The organism is Microbacterium sp. ABR10, from assembly GCF_057812175.1.
On sequence record NZ_CM173821.1, the window covers coordinates 2646997 to 2662479 of the forward strand.

Genomic DNA, 15483 nt, shown 5'->3' on the forward strand with positions numbered 1-15483 from the left:
GCGGTCGGGTGTCGGCACGGCGGTGCCGACGGGGTGATCGCCGGTCAGCGCCCGATACGGTCGGCGGCGGAGCGCGGCGGCGCCGAGGCCACCTCGAGTCGGTCGAGACCACGCAGCGACGTCCAGATCAGCTCCTCGCCCTTGGCCGCGTGCTGCGAGGCCCGCACGGCCCGCTCGTCGGCCCACGAGTTGAGCACGTGGCCGCTGTGTCCCCGGACGTGCTCGAGGACGACGTCGGGGAGCCCGGCGGCGCGGCGGGCGTCTCGAGCGGCGATGAGGGCCTCGAGGATGCCCTGGTTGGCGACGGGCTTCTTCGCGCTGGTGACCCACCCGCGACGGCGGTGACCGTCCATCCACGACGAGTACGTGTCGATGGCGTACTTCGAGTCGGCCTGCACGACGAGTTCGCGCACGTCCGCGTGATCGGTGATCGCGTGCAGCAGGCCGAGGAGTTCGCCGATGTTGTTGGTCCCCGCGGGGATGGAGCCCGCCGCCCAGTGCCCGTCCTCGCCGACCCAGGCCCAGCCGGCCGGTCCGGGATTGCCCTTGCAGGCTCCGTCGGTGGCGACGACATAGCGATCGGAAGGGGCGGGGGTGAGGGGTGCGGACGCGGGCGAACTCATCCCCCTAGTCTCCCCTCTCCCCCGGATCGACCCAGCCAGGTGACCTCGGGGGTGAATGGTGCCGCCCCTCCGCGGGCGGGGTGGGCGGACGGCGACCGCGCACCTTCATGCCTGTGGAAACCTGACCCTTCCGCGCCCGCCGCCCCGTCGAGAAGGACCGCCGTCATGTCGCCCGATTCCCCCGCGCGCCCCCATCTGCATCCCGCCGCCGTCACCGCCCTCGCGATCGCCGGTGCCGCCATCGTGGGCGCCGTGGGATTCCTCGTCTGGCTCCTCGCCCAGCCGGTCGACCCCAATGCCGAGGCGACGCAGCGACTCGTTCAGTGGGAGGAGGTCTTCGAGAGGTATCGGGCCGCCCACGGCGCCCTCCCCGACATGCCGTTCGGCGGGTACTGCCTGGGCGACGGCTTCCCCGTCGGCACCGGCAGCACGGCCAACTGCCGCGACTACGAGAGCACGACGTACTACACGCAGGACGCCAGCGCCTCGCTGATGGACGCGCTCCAGTCGGTCGGCGAGCTCCCGCGCGGCGCGACGACACCGGTGCGCGGCACGGTCGGGCCCTACGCGATCTACGACGAGGCGGGCGTGCGACTGCTCACCTCGGAGAACGGCACGTGCGAAGCCCCCGCCGCCGAGGTGTGGAACGACGGCGAGGGCCTCTTCGTGTGTCAGATCCTGTTGGAGCGCTGAGGCTCCGGCTCAGTCGCGCCCGCTCTCGGCCTTCTTCTGGCCCGCCTCGAGCACGTCACCCGCGGGAAGCTCCTGGTGACCGCCGAACTGCAGGCGCATCGCCGAGAGCACCTGGTTGGCGAAGTGGTCCTCGCCGCGCGAGGCGAAACGCTCGAACAATGACGCGGCCAGCACGGGCACGGGAACCCCGGTGTCGACCGCGGCCTTGACCGTCCAACGGCCCTCGCCCGAGTCGGATACGCGACCGGCGAGCCCGTCGAGAGTGGGGTTCTGCGAGAGAGCGGCTGCGGTGAGGTCGAGCAGCCACGACGAGATGACCGACCCTCGTCGCCAGAGCTCGGTCACGCGGGCGGTGTCGATGTCGAACTGATAGTACTCGGGCTCTTCGAGGGGGGCGATCTCGGCCGAGTGCTCGCCCTGGTGGAGGCCCGCATCGGCGTTGTTCAGGACGTTGAGGCCCTCGGCGAGCGCGGCCATGATGCCGTACTCGATGCCGTTGTGCACCATCTTCACGAAGTGACCGGCACCGGAGGGACCGCAGTGCAGATAGCCACGCTCCTCGGTCGTGAACTCGCCGGTACGGCCCGGCGTACGCTCGACCTCACCGGGTCCGGGGGCGATCGTCCGCAGCACGGGCTCGAGGTGCGTGACCGCCTCCTCGTGACCGCCGACCATCAGGCAGTAGCCGCGTTCGAGACCGAAGACACCACCGCTGGTTCCGACGTCGACGTAGTGGATGCCGCTGTCGTTCAGCTTCGCCGCGCGGCGCACGTCGTCGCGGTAGTTCGAGTTGCCGCCGTCGATGATGATGTCGCCGGGCTCGAGCACCTCGGCGACCTGGTCGACCACCTTCCCGGTGAGACCGGCGGGGATCATCAGCCACACGGCACGGGGCTTGTGCAGTTTCGAGGCGAGGTCGGCGATGCTCGTCGCTCCGGTGGCGCCCTCTGCGACGAGTGCGGCCACGGCATCCTGATTCACGTCGAACACGACGCAGTCGTGACCGTCCTTCATGAGCCTGCGGACGATGTTGGCGCCCATTCGTCCGAGTCCGACCATGGCGAGTTGCATCCGTACCCCGTTCGTCGTGGATCACGGACCGCGCCGCGCGGCCCCTCCGCGAGTCTAGGAGCCGACCGGGGGGCCGGGCATCGGTGCTAGCCCTGGAAGTCGTCGGGGTCGACGTCGTCGAGGAAGCGGCGGAACTCCTCCACCCTCTTCTCCTCGGCCGATGCGTCGACCTCGACCGCCTCGTCGGGCACGCCCGCCTCGGCGAGGACGTCGTCGGACACCCAGATCGGCGCGTCGACGCGGGCGCCGAGGGCAATGGCATCCGAGGGGCGGGCATCGAACGTGCGCTGTCCCGCCGGGGTGTCCAGCACCACGCGGGCGTGGAAGGTCCCCTCGTCGAGGTGGGTGACCTCGACGCGATCGACGGATGCCGACAGCTCGCCCAGCATCGCCGTCATGAGGTCGTGCGCGAGCGGACGCGGCGACGGCGTGCCCTCGATCGCGACGAGGATCGACATGGCCTCCTGCGGGCCGATCCACACAGGCAGCACCCGGTCGCCGTCCGCGTCGGTGTCGACCGGCTTCAGCAGGATCACGTGCTGCTGGGCCGGGTCGAGGGCCACTCCGACCACACGCACCCGGATCATCCGCCCATCGTACGGTGCTCCCCCCGCTCCGCGGTGCGGGCCCACGCACCGCACGGGGCGACCTCAGCGCAGGATGCCGAGCGCCCGCGCCGCCGACACCGCCGCCGTGCGGGAGGACACGCCGAGCTTCGAGAACACGTGCGCGAGGTGCGACTTCACCGTCGCATCGGTGATGTGCAGACGACGGGCCACATCGGCGTTGGACGCTCCGCGGGCGACCAGACGCAGCACCTCGATCTCGCGCGCCGACAACGTCACCCGCGGTTCGCGGAGGCGCGCGAGCAGGCGGCCGGCGATGGAGGGGGCCAGGGCGCTCTGGCCGGAGGCCGCCGCGCGGACGCCCGCGAGCAGCTCGTGGGGAGGGGCGTCTTTGAGGAGGTACCCGCTGGCCCCGGCCTCGACGGCCCCGAGGATGTCGCCGTCGGTGTCGTAATTGGTCAGGACGAGCACGTAGGGCGGCGCGTCGAGAGCGCGCACGCGCCGGGTGGCCTCGGCACCCGCGGCGCGATCGCCGAACTGCAGGTCCATGAGTACGAGCTCGGGTGCGAGCTCGTCGGCGAGGGCCACGGCCTCATCGGGCGTAGCGGCCTCGCCGACCACGTCGATGTCGGCCTCGGCATCCAGGAGCGCCCGCACGCCCGCCCGCACCACCGGGTGGTCGTCGGCGATGACGACGCGGATCACGGCGCACCGGCCGGCAGCGTCGCCATGATCGTCGTCCCCGCGCCGGGGGCGCTGACGACGTCGAGGCGACCGTCGAGCTGGTCGACGCGTTCCCGCATGGCGCGCAGGCCGAAGGAATCGGTCGCGGATGCCGCCCGCTCGGCCACGCGCGGATCGAACCCCGCGCCGTCGTCGGCGATCTCGAGACGCACCGCGTCGTCGGTCCGCTCGAGTCGGATGCCGACGCGGCCGGCGCGAGCGTGCTGCGCGACGTTCGCGAGAGCACCCTGCGCGACGCGCAGCAGGGCCGTCTGCGCATCCATGGGCAGCGCCGGCTCCCGCGACACCTCGACGGTGACCGCCACGCCCTCGCGCGCACCCCAGCCCTCGGCGAGGCGGTCGAGCGCCGCCCCCAGTCCGCTGTCGAGGCTCGGGGGCGCGAGCTCGCGGATGAAGCGCCGGGTCTCGGCGAGCCCGTCGGCAGCCGTCCGCCGTGCGAGGCGCACGTGCCCTATGCCGGGGCCCGTGGCATCCGCCCGCTCCGCCGCGTGCAGCAGCATCTGGATGCTCGACAGGCCCTGCGCCACGGTGTCGTGGATCTCGCGGGCCAGGCGCGCGCGTTCGGCGAGCACCCCCTGCTCGCGTTCCGCCGCGGCGAGCCGGTCGCGCGTGGCGATCAGTTCGGTCATGAGCGCCTCGCGCTCGGCCGCACGGCGCTCGAGGGCGGCGTAACCGAGGCCGATCAGCAGGGCGACCCCCGCACCGACCACCGGCCCCACGACGCCGCCGACCGTCAGGCCGCCGTGCACGGCGAAAGCCCCGATGGTCAGCGCGGTGGTGGCCACGACCGCGAGCGGACCGCCCACCCCGGGGAGCAGGTGCAGGTAGAGGAAGAAGAGCGGGAAGACGAGGTAGGCCGCCTCGGGAACGAGCCACACCAGCGCCGCCCACACGACGGTCAGCGCCGCGAGCCATGCGATCGCGGCGGCGGAGCGGCCCGTGCGCGAGAGCGCGATGCCGAAGAGGTAGAGCACGCCGAGCACTCCGGCGAGCAGCAGGGCGATGACCGGCGCACCCGTCAGCAGCACCCGCACCACGACCAGCGCGAGCAGTCCGCCGAACAGCACGTGCAGACCCGCGCGAAGGCCCGCGAAGACGGCGGCGAGGGTGCGGTGGGGCATGTCGGAGTCCAGGCTACGGATGCCGCGGCCCCGGCGGATCATCCGAAAGGTGGAGAGGGAGTTCGCCCGGGCCGCCGATGACCCGCTGACGTCTCACCACGAGGCTGGGGGAAGCCGGCGAGATCCACCGGCGGAAGGAGGCGACGTGTACGTCGCATGGCGCGATCTGCGGTTCGCCCGCGGGCGATTCGCCCTCATCGGGGCGGTCGTCGCCCTCATCACCCTGCTCGTCGGCTTCCTCTCGGGGCTCACCGGGGGACTCGCCGCGCAGAACGTCTCGGCCGTGCTGGCGCTGCCCGGTGACCGGCTCGTGCTGCAGCCCGACGGGGACGCCGCGGCCACCTTCGCCGACTCGGCGATCGACGACGCCACGGTCGCCGCGTGGCGAGACGCCGCGGGCGTCGATCGCGTCGACGCGGTCGGTATCCGGCAGACACGCGCCGAGGGCCCGGGGGCCGCGGGCGCCGTCGCGCTCTTCGGCATCGACGCGGGGACCCGCTTCCCCGCCCCCACCCGCGACGGCGAGGTCGTGCTCTCGGCGGGAGCCGCCGAGACGCTGGGAGCCGCCGTCGGCGACACGGTCGCGGTCGCGGGGTCGACCTATGCGATCTCGGCGATCGGCGACGACCTCTCGTACAGCCACACCCCGGTCGTCTCTCTCACCCCGTCGGCCTGGCGCGCGCTCGACGAACGCCTCGGCGGCACGGGTACCGCGACCGTGCTCGCCGTCTCGGGGGAACCCGCGTGGGACACCGTCGCCGCCGACACCGGCACGGTGGCATCCACCCCGCTCTCGAGCCTGTCGGCGTTGCCCACCTTCCGCTCCGAGATCGGTTCGCTGGCCCTGATGATCGCGATGCTCTTCGGCGTCTCGGCGCTCGTGGTCGGGGCGTTCTTCACGGTCTGGACCATGCAACGCGCGGGTGACATCGCCGTGCTGAAGGCCCTTGGGGCGAGCACCCCGGCGCTCATGCGCGACGCGCTCGGTCAGGCCCTCGTCGTGCTCGTGCTGGGGGTCGGGGTCGGCATCGGGCTCACCGCAGCCCTCGGGGCGCTCGCCGGTGGAGCGCTGCCGTTCGTCCTCGGTCCGCTCACGACCCTCGCCCCCGCGCTCGTCATGATCGCGCTGGGACTGATCGGTGCGGCCGTGTCGCTGCGCACCGTCACCAACTCCGACCCCCTCACCGCTCTCGGGAGCACACGATGATCCTTCTCGACGACGTCACCCTCACCTATCCCGACGGCGATGCGCGCGTCACCGCGGTCGACCACGTCACGCTCGAGGGCCGCCCGGGGGTCCTCACCGGAATCACCGGCCCCTCGGGCTCCGGCAAATCGAGCCTTCTCGCCCTCGCCGCCACCCTGGTGCGTCCCGACTCCGGCCGCGTCGTCGTCGACGGCGTGGATGCCACCGACCTCAGCGCCGCGGGGCGCACGACCCTCCGCCGCGAGCGCATCGGAATCGTCTTCCAGCAGCCGCAGCTCCTGCCCGCCCTCACCGTCCGCGAGCAGCTGCGCGTGATGGCCGAGCTCGGCGGGCGGGGCCGACGGGAGCGGCGCGCCGAGGTCCGCGGACGCGTCGACGAGCTGCTGGATGCCGTGGGCCTCGGCGCCCACGGCGATCGCCGACCCGCCCAGCTGTCGGGCGGGCAGCGCCAACGCGTCGCCATCGCCCGCGCGCTCGTGCACGACCCGCGCGTGCTGCTCGTCGACGAGCCGACGAGTGCGCTCGACACGGCACGCGGCGCCGAGATCATGGCGCTGATCGCCCGCCTGACCCGCGAGCGGGAGACGGCGACGCTTCTCGTCACCCACGACCTCGTGCACGCGGGGACGCTCGATGAGACGGTGGAGGTCGTCGACGGACGGGCCCGCCTCGTCGCCGCGCCGGTCTGAACCCGGCGCGGTGGACTTCACCAGCCGAAGCTGTTGAACCAGTCCCGCCGCCGGTCGGCCTCTTCACGCGTCTCGTCGCCGCGCCATGAGTCGTGCGCGGCGAGCACACCGTTCACGGGCACGACGAACGCCCAGCAGACCGGGCAGAGCGCTCGCCCGCCGGGATAACCGTCGGGCAGGGTGGGAGCCGGCGCCGCCGTCTCCCCCGCCCCGGTGCACGCGGGCGGGTCGGCCTGCAGATCGCTCCACAGCAGACGTCCGCCCGTGCGGTGGTGGAGGCCGCGGTGGCCGTCCTCACGGGTGCAGATCTCGCCGTTTCTTCTGCTCAGGCACAGCCTCCGCGCGGCGCCCGGCAGTGCCGCCAGCGTTCTCGTCATCCTCCGATTGTCTCCGCTGAGAGCGCAGCGGGGGCAAAGCCGGGATGCGCACGGGGGGATGTGGTCCGGTAGGGAAAGGTTCGGTGGTCATCTCCGACCACCACGGGTACGACGATTGTGCATGTCGACCTCCTGACGTCCCGAGCATCTCTCGTCGGGAGTCGGGAACCGAGGGGGTTGACAGAATGAGGGACGACGTCAGGCATACCCCACGGGGGTATCATTGCCGCCATGCACGGATACGAGGGCAACAAAGACGACCTCTTGAAGCGCCTCCGCCGCGCGGAGGGACAGGTGCGCGGCATCGCGCGCATGGTGGACGACGACCAGTACTGCATCGACATCCTCACCCAGGTGTCAGCGGTGACCAAGGCTCTCGAGAACGTCGCCCTCTCGCTACTCGACGACCATCTGTCGCACTGCGTCGCCGAGGCTGCGGCCCAGGGCGGGCCCGTCGCCGAAGAGAAACTGAAAGAAGCCAACCAGGCCATCGCCCGGCTGGTCCGTTCGTGAAGGAGACTCCTATGACCGAGCAGCGTATCGACCTCGGCCTGACCGCCACGACTCCCGCGTCCGGCGGATGCGGCGACGGGTGCGGGTGCGGCGCCGGGGGCGTGGCATCCACGCCGACGACGCAGGCCGCGACGAGCGAGCTCCGCGTCGAGGGCATGACGTGTGGCCACTGCGTGCGCGCGGTCACCGAAGAGCTGACCGCGCTCGACGGCGTCGAAGTCGTCGACGTCGAGCTGCACGACGGAGGCGTTTCGGTGGTACGCATCGCATCGACGGGGGCGGCGAGCGAGAACGACCTCGCGGCGGCGATCGACGAGGCCGGTTACACACTCGCGCGCTGAGCGGCCGCGCGCCGGCGTCAGAGGACGCGGCGAACCAGCACGTCCACGGCCGCGTGGAAGGTGACGTGTTGCGACACTTCGACCGCCCTGTCGTACCGTGCTCCGCCGAGGGCGACGAACACCGCGCCCACGACCTCGACGTAGCCGACGATGTAGCCGCCGCGGCTGACCTCGTAGAGGTCGAGGTCGATCCGCGTCCAGGGGATCTCCGTCGGAGCCACAGTCGACACCGTGGGAACGGGACCGGAAACGAGGGGACGGGCTGCCTTCGACGAACCCCGGCGGCTGAGCGGTACTTCCATGACCATGCGAGAACTCCTTCGGTCGTCCGGGGTGTTCTCAGAGTGGATCGTCGCGCTGGAAAGTGTCCCGGGCTTGACGGATTCTCACCACCGCGTTAGCCGTGCGCTACCCGGCTGAGCGGGCCGGTCGGCCGCGACGGGGACGGTCCTCGGACAGCTCGAACGGGGTCGCTCCGGCCGTGAGCGCCGCGACCTCGTCGAGCCATCGCAGGTCGGCGTCGAGCCGCGCGCGCCGGGCCGCACGAACGATCGCCGCGGGCACGGCATCCGGGTCTTCGGTCTCGGACTCGGCCAGGGCCGCACGAACGGCCGCGCGCTGGATGGACAGGATGCCGTTGATGTCGGCACCCGGCAGCGTCACCGCCAGGGCGATCTTCAGCGCGACGTCGTCGCGTCCCTCGGCGAGCGATGCGGTGGACAGCCACGCGCGGGCCTCGATGCGCCCGGCTTCTGTCGGCTCCCACAGCACGCGCGCCTCGTCGTCGACGCCGGCGCCGGTCACCAGCCCGTCGCGCTCGAGGCGCTCGAGCGTCGTGTACACCTGCCCGACGTTGACCCGCGCGCCCGTGCGCCGCTCGTACTCGGCGCGCAGCTGGGAGCCGTAGCAGGCGCCGCGATCGAGGATCGCGAGCAGGCTCTGACGGACGGACACGGACGCCTCCTGGCGGGTCGGAAATGACTTGCCCAGTATATCGTTCGATGCCGAGGGATCCCCCGACGCGCCGCAGAACCCCGGCGTACCATGTGGTCTGACCACACAATCCGGTTTGATCGGAGGCTCCCGATGGAGTGGCTCGACCCCCTCGCCCTCGCCCGCTGGCAGTTCGGGTTGACGACGCTGTATCACTTCCTGTTCGTGCCCCTGACGCTGGGGATGTCGCTGATCGTCGCCGTCTTCCAGACCGTCTGGTACCGCACGGGAGACGTGCGCTGGCTGCACATCACGCGCTTCTTCGGGAAGATCTTCCTGATCAACTTCGCCATGGGCGTGGTCACCGGGATCGTGCAGGAGTTCCAGTTCGGGATGAACTGGTCGGCGTACTCGCGCTTCGTCGGCGATGTCTTCGGCGCACCGCTCGCCTTCGAGGGGCTGCTCGCATTCTTCCTCGAAGCGACCTTCATCGGCCTGTGGATCTTCGGGTGGGACAAGCTCCCCCGCCTCGCCCACCTCGCGAGCATCTGGATGGCGTCGATCGGCGCCACCCTCTCGGCGTACTTCATCATCGCCGCCAACGCCTTCATGCAGAACCCGGTCGGCTACCAGATGTCGGCCGAGGGCCACCGGGCCGAACTCGTCGACTTCTGGGCCCTGCTCACCAACCCCGTCGCCCTCGCCGCCTTCCCGCACACGATCTTCGCGGGCTGGATGTTCGCCGCCATGATCGTCGTCGCCATCTCGGCCTGGCACGTGTCACGCGGACGCAACACCGACATGATGCGCAAGACCCTGCGCTTCGGCCTGTGGTCGACGGTGGTGTCGTTCGTGCTCGTCGCGATCGTCGGCGACCAGCTGAGCCTGGTCATGGTGGCCACCCAGCCGATGAAGATGGCCGCGGCCGAGGCGACCTTCAACACCGTCTGCGGAGCGGATGCCTCGTTCTCGATCTTCACGCTCGGAACCCCCGACGGCACGAGCGAGCTGTTCTCGATCCGGGTGCCGTTCCTGCTGAGCCTGCTGTCGACCCATTCGCTCGACGGGTGCGTCGAAGGCATCAACGACCTCAACACCCTCTACAGCCAGCAGCTGTTCCCCCAGTTCGCCGACCAGGTGGACGGCAACTTCGCCCCCGTGCTGTGGGTCACCTACTGGGCGTTCCGCTGGATGATCGCGCTCGGCGGCGTCGCCGCGCTGGTGTGCGTCGCGGGCCTGTGGGTCACCCGCAAGAAGGCCACCCGCCCGGTCGCGCCGTGGATGTGGCGAGTCGCCATCTGGGCCGCCCCCCTGCCGATGCTCGCCAGCCTCGTCGGCTGGGTCTTCACCGAGATGGGTCGTCAGCCCTGGATCGTGTTCGGGCTCATGCTCACCGAGGACGGCGTCTCACCCAGCGTCCCCGGCTGGAGCGTGCTCATCTCGCTCGTGGCCTTCACCCTCGTGTACGCCACCCTGGCCGTCGTGGAGTTCGGACTCATCAAGACCTACGCACAGAAGGGCCCCGACCCGCTGCCCAACCCGGATGCCGTGCGCGACGACTCCGTCGAGAACACCCCTACCACGGTCTACTAGGAGCACCTCATGGACCTCGCATACCTCTGGTTCTGGATCGTCGCCTTCCTCTTCGTCGGCTACTTCGTTCTCGACGGTTTCGACTTCGGCGTCGGCATGTCGATCCCTTTCCTCGGCAAGGACGACATCGCCCGCCGGCAGATCATCAACACCATCGGCCCCGTGTGGGACCTCAACGAGACGTGGGTCATCGTCGCCGGTGCCGCCCTGTTCGCCTCGTTCCCGGAGTGGTACGCGACGCTGTTCAGCGGGTTCTACCTGCCGCTGCTGGCGATCCTCTTGGCCCTCATCGCCCGAGGGGTGTCCTTCGAGTACCGCCATCAGCGCGACTCGCTTCGATGGAAGCGCGGCTTCGACCGCATGATCGTCGCCGGCTCCGCCGTGCCCGCGTTCCTCTGGGGCGTCGCGTTCGCGAACATCGTGCAGGGCGTACCCCTGGATGCCGACCACGAGTACGTCGGCACCGTGCTGACGCTGCTGAACCCGTACGGCATCCTGGGCGGGCTCACGACCCTCTCGCTCTTCTTCCTCCACGGCCTGTACTTCGTGGCGCTGAAGACCGACGGGCAGGTGCGCGCCGACGCCCGACGCCTGGCCGGTCGCGCCGGCCTCGTCACCATCGCCCTGGCCGCGCTGTTCCTGGTGTGGACGATCACGAGTGCCGCGGACGCGCCGCTCTTCCTCGGGGTGGTGGGCCTGTCCGGACTGGCCGCGCTCGCTCTCGTCGGCTCCTGGGTCGCGAACACCCGCGACCGCGAGGGCACCGCCTTCACCCTCGGCGCGGTGACGATCGTCGCGGCCGTCGCCGCGCTCTTCTTCGCCCTCTTCCCCAACGTCATGCCCTCGACCCTGGCCGAGGGGTCGAGCCTCACGATCGACGACGCCTCGAGCACCGACTACACGTTGACGATCATGAGCTGGGCGGCCCTGATCTTCCTGCCGCTGATCCTGGCCTACCAGGGCTGGACGTACTGGGTGTTCCGCAAGCGCGTGACCCGCGCCCGCATCGAGAAGGCCGCGCTGGTGGCGCATTGAAACCCGTCGACCCGCGGCTCCTCCGCTATGCCACCGCCTCCCGCGGCTTCCTCGCCGTCACCGCGGCGATCGTGCTCGCGCAGACCGGCGTCGTCGTCGGGTTCGCGTGGACGCTCACCCACGCGCTGGTCGGGGCGATCGAGGGCCGGCCGCTCGGCGAGCTGTGGGGCGACGTCGGGGTCGCGGCATCCCTCGTTCTTCTGCGCGGGCTCCTCATGGCGGCCTCGGAGCGCGTGTCGGCGCGGGGAGCCGCTGCGGCATCGCTGCAGCTGCGCGCGGCGATCATCTCGGCGGTCGGCAGACTCGGTCCCGGATGGCTCGCGCGGCGGAACACGGCCTCGCTCTCGCTCACCGCGGGGCACGGCCTCGAGGCGCTGGACGCGTACTTCGGCCGGTACCTTCCGCAACTGGTCGCCACCGCGATCACCATGCCTGTGCTGATCGGCGCGATCGCCCTGGCCGATCCGCTCTCGGGTCTCACCGTCGCCTTGACGATCCCGCTGATCCCGCTCTTCATGGTGCTGATCGGTCTCGCCACCCGCGGCGTCCAGCAGCGGCAGTACCGCACGCTCGGGCGCCTTGCGGCGCGCTTCGCCGACACCGTCGAGGGCCTCGGCACACTCAAGGCGTTCGGCCGGCAGCACCGGGCCGCCGACTCGATCGAGACGATCACGCGCGATTACAAGCGCGAGACGATGACGGTGCTGCGCGTGTCGTTCCTCTCCGGGTTCGCGCTGGAGTTCCTGGCATCCATCTCGGTCGCCATCATCGCCGTGACCATCGGCTTCCGCCTCCTCGCGGGGGATCTCTCGCTGCTCGTCGGGCTCTTCGTGCTGCTGCTGGCGCCTGAGGCGTACCTGCCGCTGCGTCAGGTGGGCGTGCAGTTCCACGCGGCCTCGGAGGGGGTTGCTGCGACGGAGGAGATCTTCGACGCGCTCGACGCCGCGCAGGTGGCCCCGACCCCGGATGCCGCGGACTCGGCGCCCGGATCGACGCTGGAGCTCCACGAGGTGAAGGTCGACCGAGAGGGGGTCGCCCTTCCGCGGGTGTCGCTGTCGGTCGGTCCGGGCGAGGTCGTGCTCGTGACGGGGCGGAGCGGCGTGGGGAAGTCATCGTTGATCGCTGCCGTGCTCGGCTACGCCGCGCACGACGGCGAGATCCGCGTCGACGGGGTCGCCGTGCCGCACGCGCGCTCGTCGGTGGCGTGGGCCGGGCAGCGGCCGGGGCTCGTCTCGGGCACCGTGGCCGAGAACGTGGCTCTCGGATCCGACGCCGATGCGGACGCGATCGCCGCCGCCCTGGCCGGTGCCGGAGCCGCGGGCATCGATCCCGCCGCGGTCCTGGGCGCCGGTGGCTCCGGCCTCTCGGGCGGCGAGGCGCAGCGCGTGGGTGTCGCCCGCGCGCTGTACCGGGCCCGGGTCGTGGGGGCGCCGGTGCTCGTGCTCGACGAGCCCTCGAGCGCCCTGGATGCCGCCGCCGAGGCGCACCTGTGGGCGACGCTCCGCCGCGAGGCCGACCGCGGCCGCGGCGTGCTGCTCGTATCGCACCGTCTGTCGGCGCGGGCGATCGCCGACCGCGTCCTGGAGCTCACCTCTTCGCGTGAGGGGTCGGAGATCGTCGCTCCGGAGGGGCTTCAGGCGGCGATATGCGACCCTTCGCGCTCAAGGGCGGGCGCGGGGGCGGGGGTGCGGTCGTGAACGCCCGCGTCCGCGGCATCCTGAGATCCGCGATGCCCTCGCGTCGGCGCTTCGCTCCCGCGGTGCTCGCCGGCTTCGGCACCGCGGCGAGCGCGATCGCGCTGCTCGCGGCGAGCGCGTGGCTCATCGCCCGAGCGGCGGAGCAGCCGCTGGTGATGTACCTGTCGATGGCCGTGGTCGGGGTGCGGGCGTTCGCGCTGTCGCGGGGGGTCTTCCGCTACCTGGAGCGCCTCACCGGCCACGACGCCGCCCTGCACCAGCTCGCCGGGGTGCGCGCCGACCTCGTGCGCGAGATCGTGCCCCTCGCCCCCGACGGTCTGGGGCGTGCCCGTCGAGGCGGGCTGCTCTCCAGCGTCGTCGACGACGTGGAGGAGCTGCAGAATCTGCCGCTGCGCGTCGTGCTGCCGCTTTCGGTCGCCGTCGTCACCTCCCTCGCCGCCGTCGTCTTCACGGCGCTCATCTCGTGGCCCGCCGCCCTCGTGCTGCTCGGGTGCCTGGTCGCCGCATTCGCCGTCGCGGTAGCCGTGGGCTGGGCGGCCGGAGCGCGCGCCGAGCGGTCGATCGCGCCGCTGCGCGCCGCCGTCGCCGACGCCGTGCACGACCTGCTGACGAACCTCGACGTGCTCACCGCGTACGGGGCTCTGGATGCCGCGACCGCCCGCATCCGCGCCGCAGACGTGGCGCTACGCCGGGCGGTCGTCCGCCGCGGCGGGGCGCAGGGGCTCACCTCCGGAGCCGTGTCGGGGCTCGCCGGCATCGCATCCCTCGGCGCCCTGCTCGTCGCCGCCCCCGCGGTGACCGGCGGCACGCTGTCGGGGCCGGGGCTGGCGGTCGTCGTGCTGCTGCCGATGGCGGTGTTCGAGGTGTTCGGCCCCGTGCCGCTCGCCCTGGCGTCATGGCGGCAGGTGCGGGCCGCCGCCGGTCGCATCGCCGAGGCGGTGCCCGAGCGAGTCCCCGACGGTCTCCCCCAGGACGAACCGACCCCGACGGGCGAGGCCCCCTCCCTGGGCCGGGGGCTCGAACTCCGCGGCATCCGGGCCCACTGGCCGGCGCGGGGCGACGCCGACGGTGACGCCGGGCGTCTCGTCGGCGTCGACCTGAACGTCGACCCCGGCGAATGCGTGCTCGTCACCGGACCCAGCGGTGCGGGCAAGACGACGCTCGCTCACGTGCTCGCGCGCTTCCTCGACTACGAGGGGTCGTACACGATCGACGGCGTCGAGGTGCGCGACATCTCGGGCGACGATCTGCGCCGCACCATCGGGCTCGTCGAGCAGGCACCGCACCTCTTCGACGAATCGGTGCGGCAGAACCTGCTCTTCGCCCGCGAGGCGGCGAGCGATCCCGACCTCTGGGACGTTCTCGCCCGCGTCGGCCTCGACTCCTGGGCGCGCGAGCGCGGCGGACTCGACATCCCCGTCGGCGACCGCGGCGCCCTCGTCTCGGGAGGGCAGGCGCAGCGCCTCGCCCTGGCTCGCGCGCTGTTGCGCGGGTTTCCGGTGCTCGTGCTCGACGAGCCGACCGCGGGCGTGGACCCCGCGGCATCCGATGCCCTTCTGCGCGACCTGCTCGGCGCTGTGGGGCGCGAGCAGGCGGTGGTGCTCGTGTCGCACGTGGAGGTGCCGGCAGGGCTCGTGGATCGCGAGGTGCGTCTGGAGGGCGGGCGGGTTGTGAGTACGCGCAGCATCCTTCGCCGCTGACGGCGCCGAGACTCAGCGCTGCGGCGGGAGCACGAACCCCTCGGGGAACTCGTTGCTCGAGACAGAGCCGTTCTGATCACCCACGCTGAGGATGGTGTGCGCGTCGATGTTGAGCGTGTCGCCGACGTACAGCGCCTCTCCGTCGCGGCGCGCGAAGTTCACCCAACGCAGCCACTGCTCTCCGACGCACAGGCGAGCACCCACCGTCGAGAACACATCGTTCTCCGCCACGACGTAGGCGACCGGTACCCCGGTGGCGTTCACGATCGTCTCCCCCGACGCGTGCGGCATCGGCCCCCGATCGAAGGGGACGGCGAGCGTCGCTCCGCCGAGCTGTTCGATCTGGCCCGGGTCGGACAAGACCTCCGGGAACCGGGCCGCCTGACACGGGTCCGGCTCACCCGGGAGGGCGAAGTCCGTCTCGACCGGCATTGCGGGCACCTGAGCTGCGCGGGTGATCTCGGGCCTCGCCGTGACGGGCGGCTGGGCTGCGGGCGGGGTAGGCGTACACCCGGTGACGATCAGCCCGATCGCGCACACGGCGAGCACCGCCCCACCTCGCCTCATCCCCATGCGTTGA

The 15483-nt window shown here is 71.8% G+C and carries 18 protein-coding genes; 9 read left to right on the top strand and 9 right to left on the bottom strand.

The window, feature by feature from the left end; translation table 11 throughout:
- Positions 1 to 44 precede the first annotated feature (44 nt).
- Entirely contained in the window at positions 45 to 623 is a 579-nt protein-coding gene (locus tag ACXKZF_RS12250; protein ID WP_055956194.1) for a ribonuclease H family protein, read from the bottom strand.
- Positions 624 to 788: 165 nt separating this feature from the next.
- Between ACXKZF_RS12250 and ACXKZF_RS12255 the strand changes: the two genes are divergently transcribed.
- Entirely contained in the window at positions 789 to 1316 is a 528-nt protein-coding gene (locus ACXKZF_RS12255) for a hypothetical protein (RefSeq protein ID WP_243224089.1), read from the top strand.
- Between the two features lie 9 nt (positions 1317 to 1325).
- Here ACXKZF_RS12255 and gnd read toward each other — a convergent pair whose 3' ends face one another.
- The 4 genes from gnd to ACXKZF_RS12275 all read right to left on the bottom strand — a co-directional run bounded on the left by gnd (position 1326) and on the right by ACXKZF_RS12275 (position 4818).
- Complete coding sequence (gnd, locus tag ACXKZF_RS12260; protein WP_055956188.1) at positions 1326 to 2387, bottom strand: phosphogluconate dehydrogenase (NAD(+)-dependent, decarboxylating); 1062 nt, start codon at positions 2385 to 2387, stop codon at positions 1326 to 1328.
- 86 nt (positions 2388 to 2473) lie between these two features.
- Positions 2474 to 2974, bottom strand: coding sequence for a bifunctional nuclease family protein (locus ACXKZF_RS12265; RefSeq protein WP_055956185.1), 501 nt, complete (start codon positions 2972 to 2974; stop codon positions 2474 to 2476).
- Positions 2975 to 3037: 63 nt separating this feature from the next.
- A complete protein-coding gene (locus ACXKZF_RS12270) occupies positions 3038 to 3658 on the bottom strand; it encodes a response regulator (protein ID WP_488984367.1) in 621 nt (206 codons plus the stop codon).
- Complete coding sequence (locus ACXKZF_RS12275; RefSeq protein ID WP_488984368.1) at positions 3655 to 4818, bottom strand: sensor histidine kinase; 1164 nt, start codon at positions 4816 to 4818, stop codon at positions 3655 to 3657. Before ACXKZF_RS12275 ends, ACXKZF_RS12270 begins: the two co-directional genes overlap by 4 nt.
- 145 nt (positions 4819 to 4963) lie before the next feature.
- On the opposite strand from ACXKZF_RS12275, the gene ACXKZF_RS12280 reads away from it, so the two are divergent.
- Together ACXKZF_RS12280 and ACXKZF_RS12285 are read left to right on the top strand one after the other, a co-directional pair.
- Positions 4964 to 6025 carry an ABC transporter permease gene (locus ACXKZF_RS12280; RefSeq protein ID WP_243224094.1) on the top strand — a complete coding sequence of 354 codons (1062 nt, stop codon included), beginning with the start codon at positions 4964 to 4966 and terminating at the stop codon, positions 6023 to 6025.
- Complete coding sequence (locus tag ACXKZF_RS12285; protein ID WP_055956174.1) at positions 6022 to 6714, top strand: ABC transporter ATP-binding protein; 693 nt, start codon at positions 6022 to 6024, stop codon at positions 6712 to 6714. The genes ACXKZF_RS12280 and ACXKZF_RS12285 overlap by 4 nt, the downstream gene beginning before the upstream one ends.
- A gap of 17 nt (positions 6715 to 6731) precedes the next feature.
- Here the strand turns inward: ACXKZF_RS12285 and ACXKZF_RS12290 are convergent, their stop codons facing one another.
- A complete protein-coding gene (locus ACXKZF_RS12290) occupies positions 6732 to 7091 on the bottom strand; it encodes a hypothetical protein (RefSeq protein ID WP_055956171.1) in 360 nt (119 codons plus the stop codon).
- 231 nt (positions 7092 to 7322) lie between these two features.
- Between ACXKZF_RS12290 and ACXKZF_RS12295 the strand changes: the two genes are divergently transcribed.
- Together ACXKZF_RS12295 and ACXKZF_RS12300 are read left to right on the top strand one after the other, a co-directional pair.
- Positions 7323 to 7604, top strand: a complete 282-nt coding sequence (locus ACXKZF_RS12295; RefSeq protein ID WP_055956168.1) for a metal-sensitive transcriptional regulator — start codon at positions 7323 to 7325, stop codon at positions 7602 to 7604.
- Positions 7605 to 7615: 11 nt separating this feature from the next.
- Positions 7616 to 7945: a heavy-metal-associated domain-containing protein gene (locus ACXKZF_RS12300; protein WP_082484947.1), complete on the top strand. Its 330-nt coding sequence runs from the start codon at positions 7616 to 7618 to the stop codon at positions 7943 to 7945.
- Between the two features lie 17 nt (positions 7946 to 7962).
- Here ACXKZF_RS12300 and ACXKZF_RS12305 read toward each other — a convergent pair whose 3' ends face one another.
- The gene (locus tag ACXKZF_RS12305; RefSeq protein WP_488984369.1) at positions 7963 to 8253 is read right to left on the bottom strand and encodes a hypothetical protein; all 291 of its coding nucleotides are present in this window, start codon (positions 8251 to 8253) and stop codon (positions 7963 to 7965) included.
- A 100-nt stretch (positions 8254 to 8353) separates the two neighbouring features.
- Entirely contained in the window at positions 8354 to 8899 is a 546-nt protein-coding gene (locus ACXKZF_RS12310) for a PadR family transcriptional regulator (protein ID WP_488984370.1), read from the bottom strand.
- A gap of 132 nt (positions 8900 to 9031) precedes the next feature.
- Between ACXKZF_RS12310 and ACXKZF_RS12315 the strand changes: the two genes are divergently transcribed.
- Genes ACXKZF_RS12315 through cydC form a run of 4 tightly spaced genes read left to right on the top strand, consistent with a single transcriptional unit; the run spans position 9032 to position 14903 of the window.
- On the top strand, positions 9032 to 10471 hold the full coding sequence (locus ACXKZF_RS12315; RefSeq protein ID WP_488984371.1) for a cytochrome ubiquinol oxidase subunit I: 1440 nt from the start codon (positions 9032 to 9034) through the stop codon (positions 10469 to 10471).
- A 9-nt stretch (positions 10472 to 10480) separates the two neighbouring features.
- Positions 10481 to 11506 carry a cytochrome d ubiquinol oxidase subunit II gene (gene cydB, locus ACXKZF_RS12320; RefSeq protein WP_488984372.1) on the top strand — a complete coding sequence of 342 codons (1026 nt, stop codon included), beginning with the start codon at positions 10481 to 10483 and terminating at the stop codon, positions 11504 to 11506.
- Positions 11503 to 13203, top strand: coding sequence for a thiol reductant ABC exporter subunit CydD (gene cydD, locus ACXKZF_RS12325; RefSeq protein ID WP_488984373.1), 1701 nt, complete (start codon positions 11503 to 11505; stop codon positions 13201 to 13203). Before cydB ends, cydD begins: the two co-directional genes overlap by 4 nt.
- Positions 13152 to 14903 (top strand): thiol reductant ABC exporter subunit CydC, encoded by a 1752-nt coding sequence (gene cydC / locus ACXKZF_RS12330; protein WP_488984374.1) that lies wholly within the window; start codon positions 13152 to 13154, stop codon positions 14901 to 14903. The genes cydD and cydC overlap by 52 nt, the downstream gene beginning before the upstream one ends.
- Before the next feature lie 12 nt (positions 14904 to 14915).
- Here the strand turns inward: cydC and ACXKZF_RS12335 are convergent, their stop codons facing one another.
- Positions 14916 to 15476 (bottom strand): hypothetical protein, encoded by a 561-nt coding sequence (locus tag ACXKZF_RS12335; protein WP_243224101.1) that lies wholly within the window; start codon positions 15474 to 15476, stop codon positions 14916 to 14918.
- Positions 15477 to 15483 lie beyond the last annotated feature (7 nt).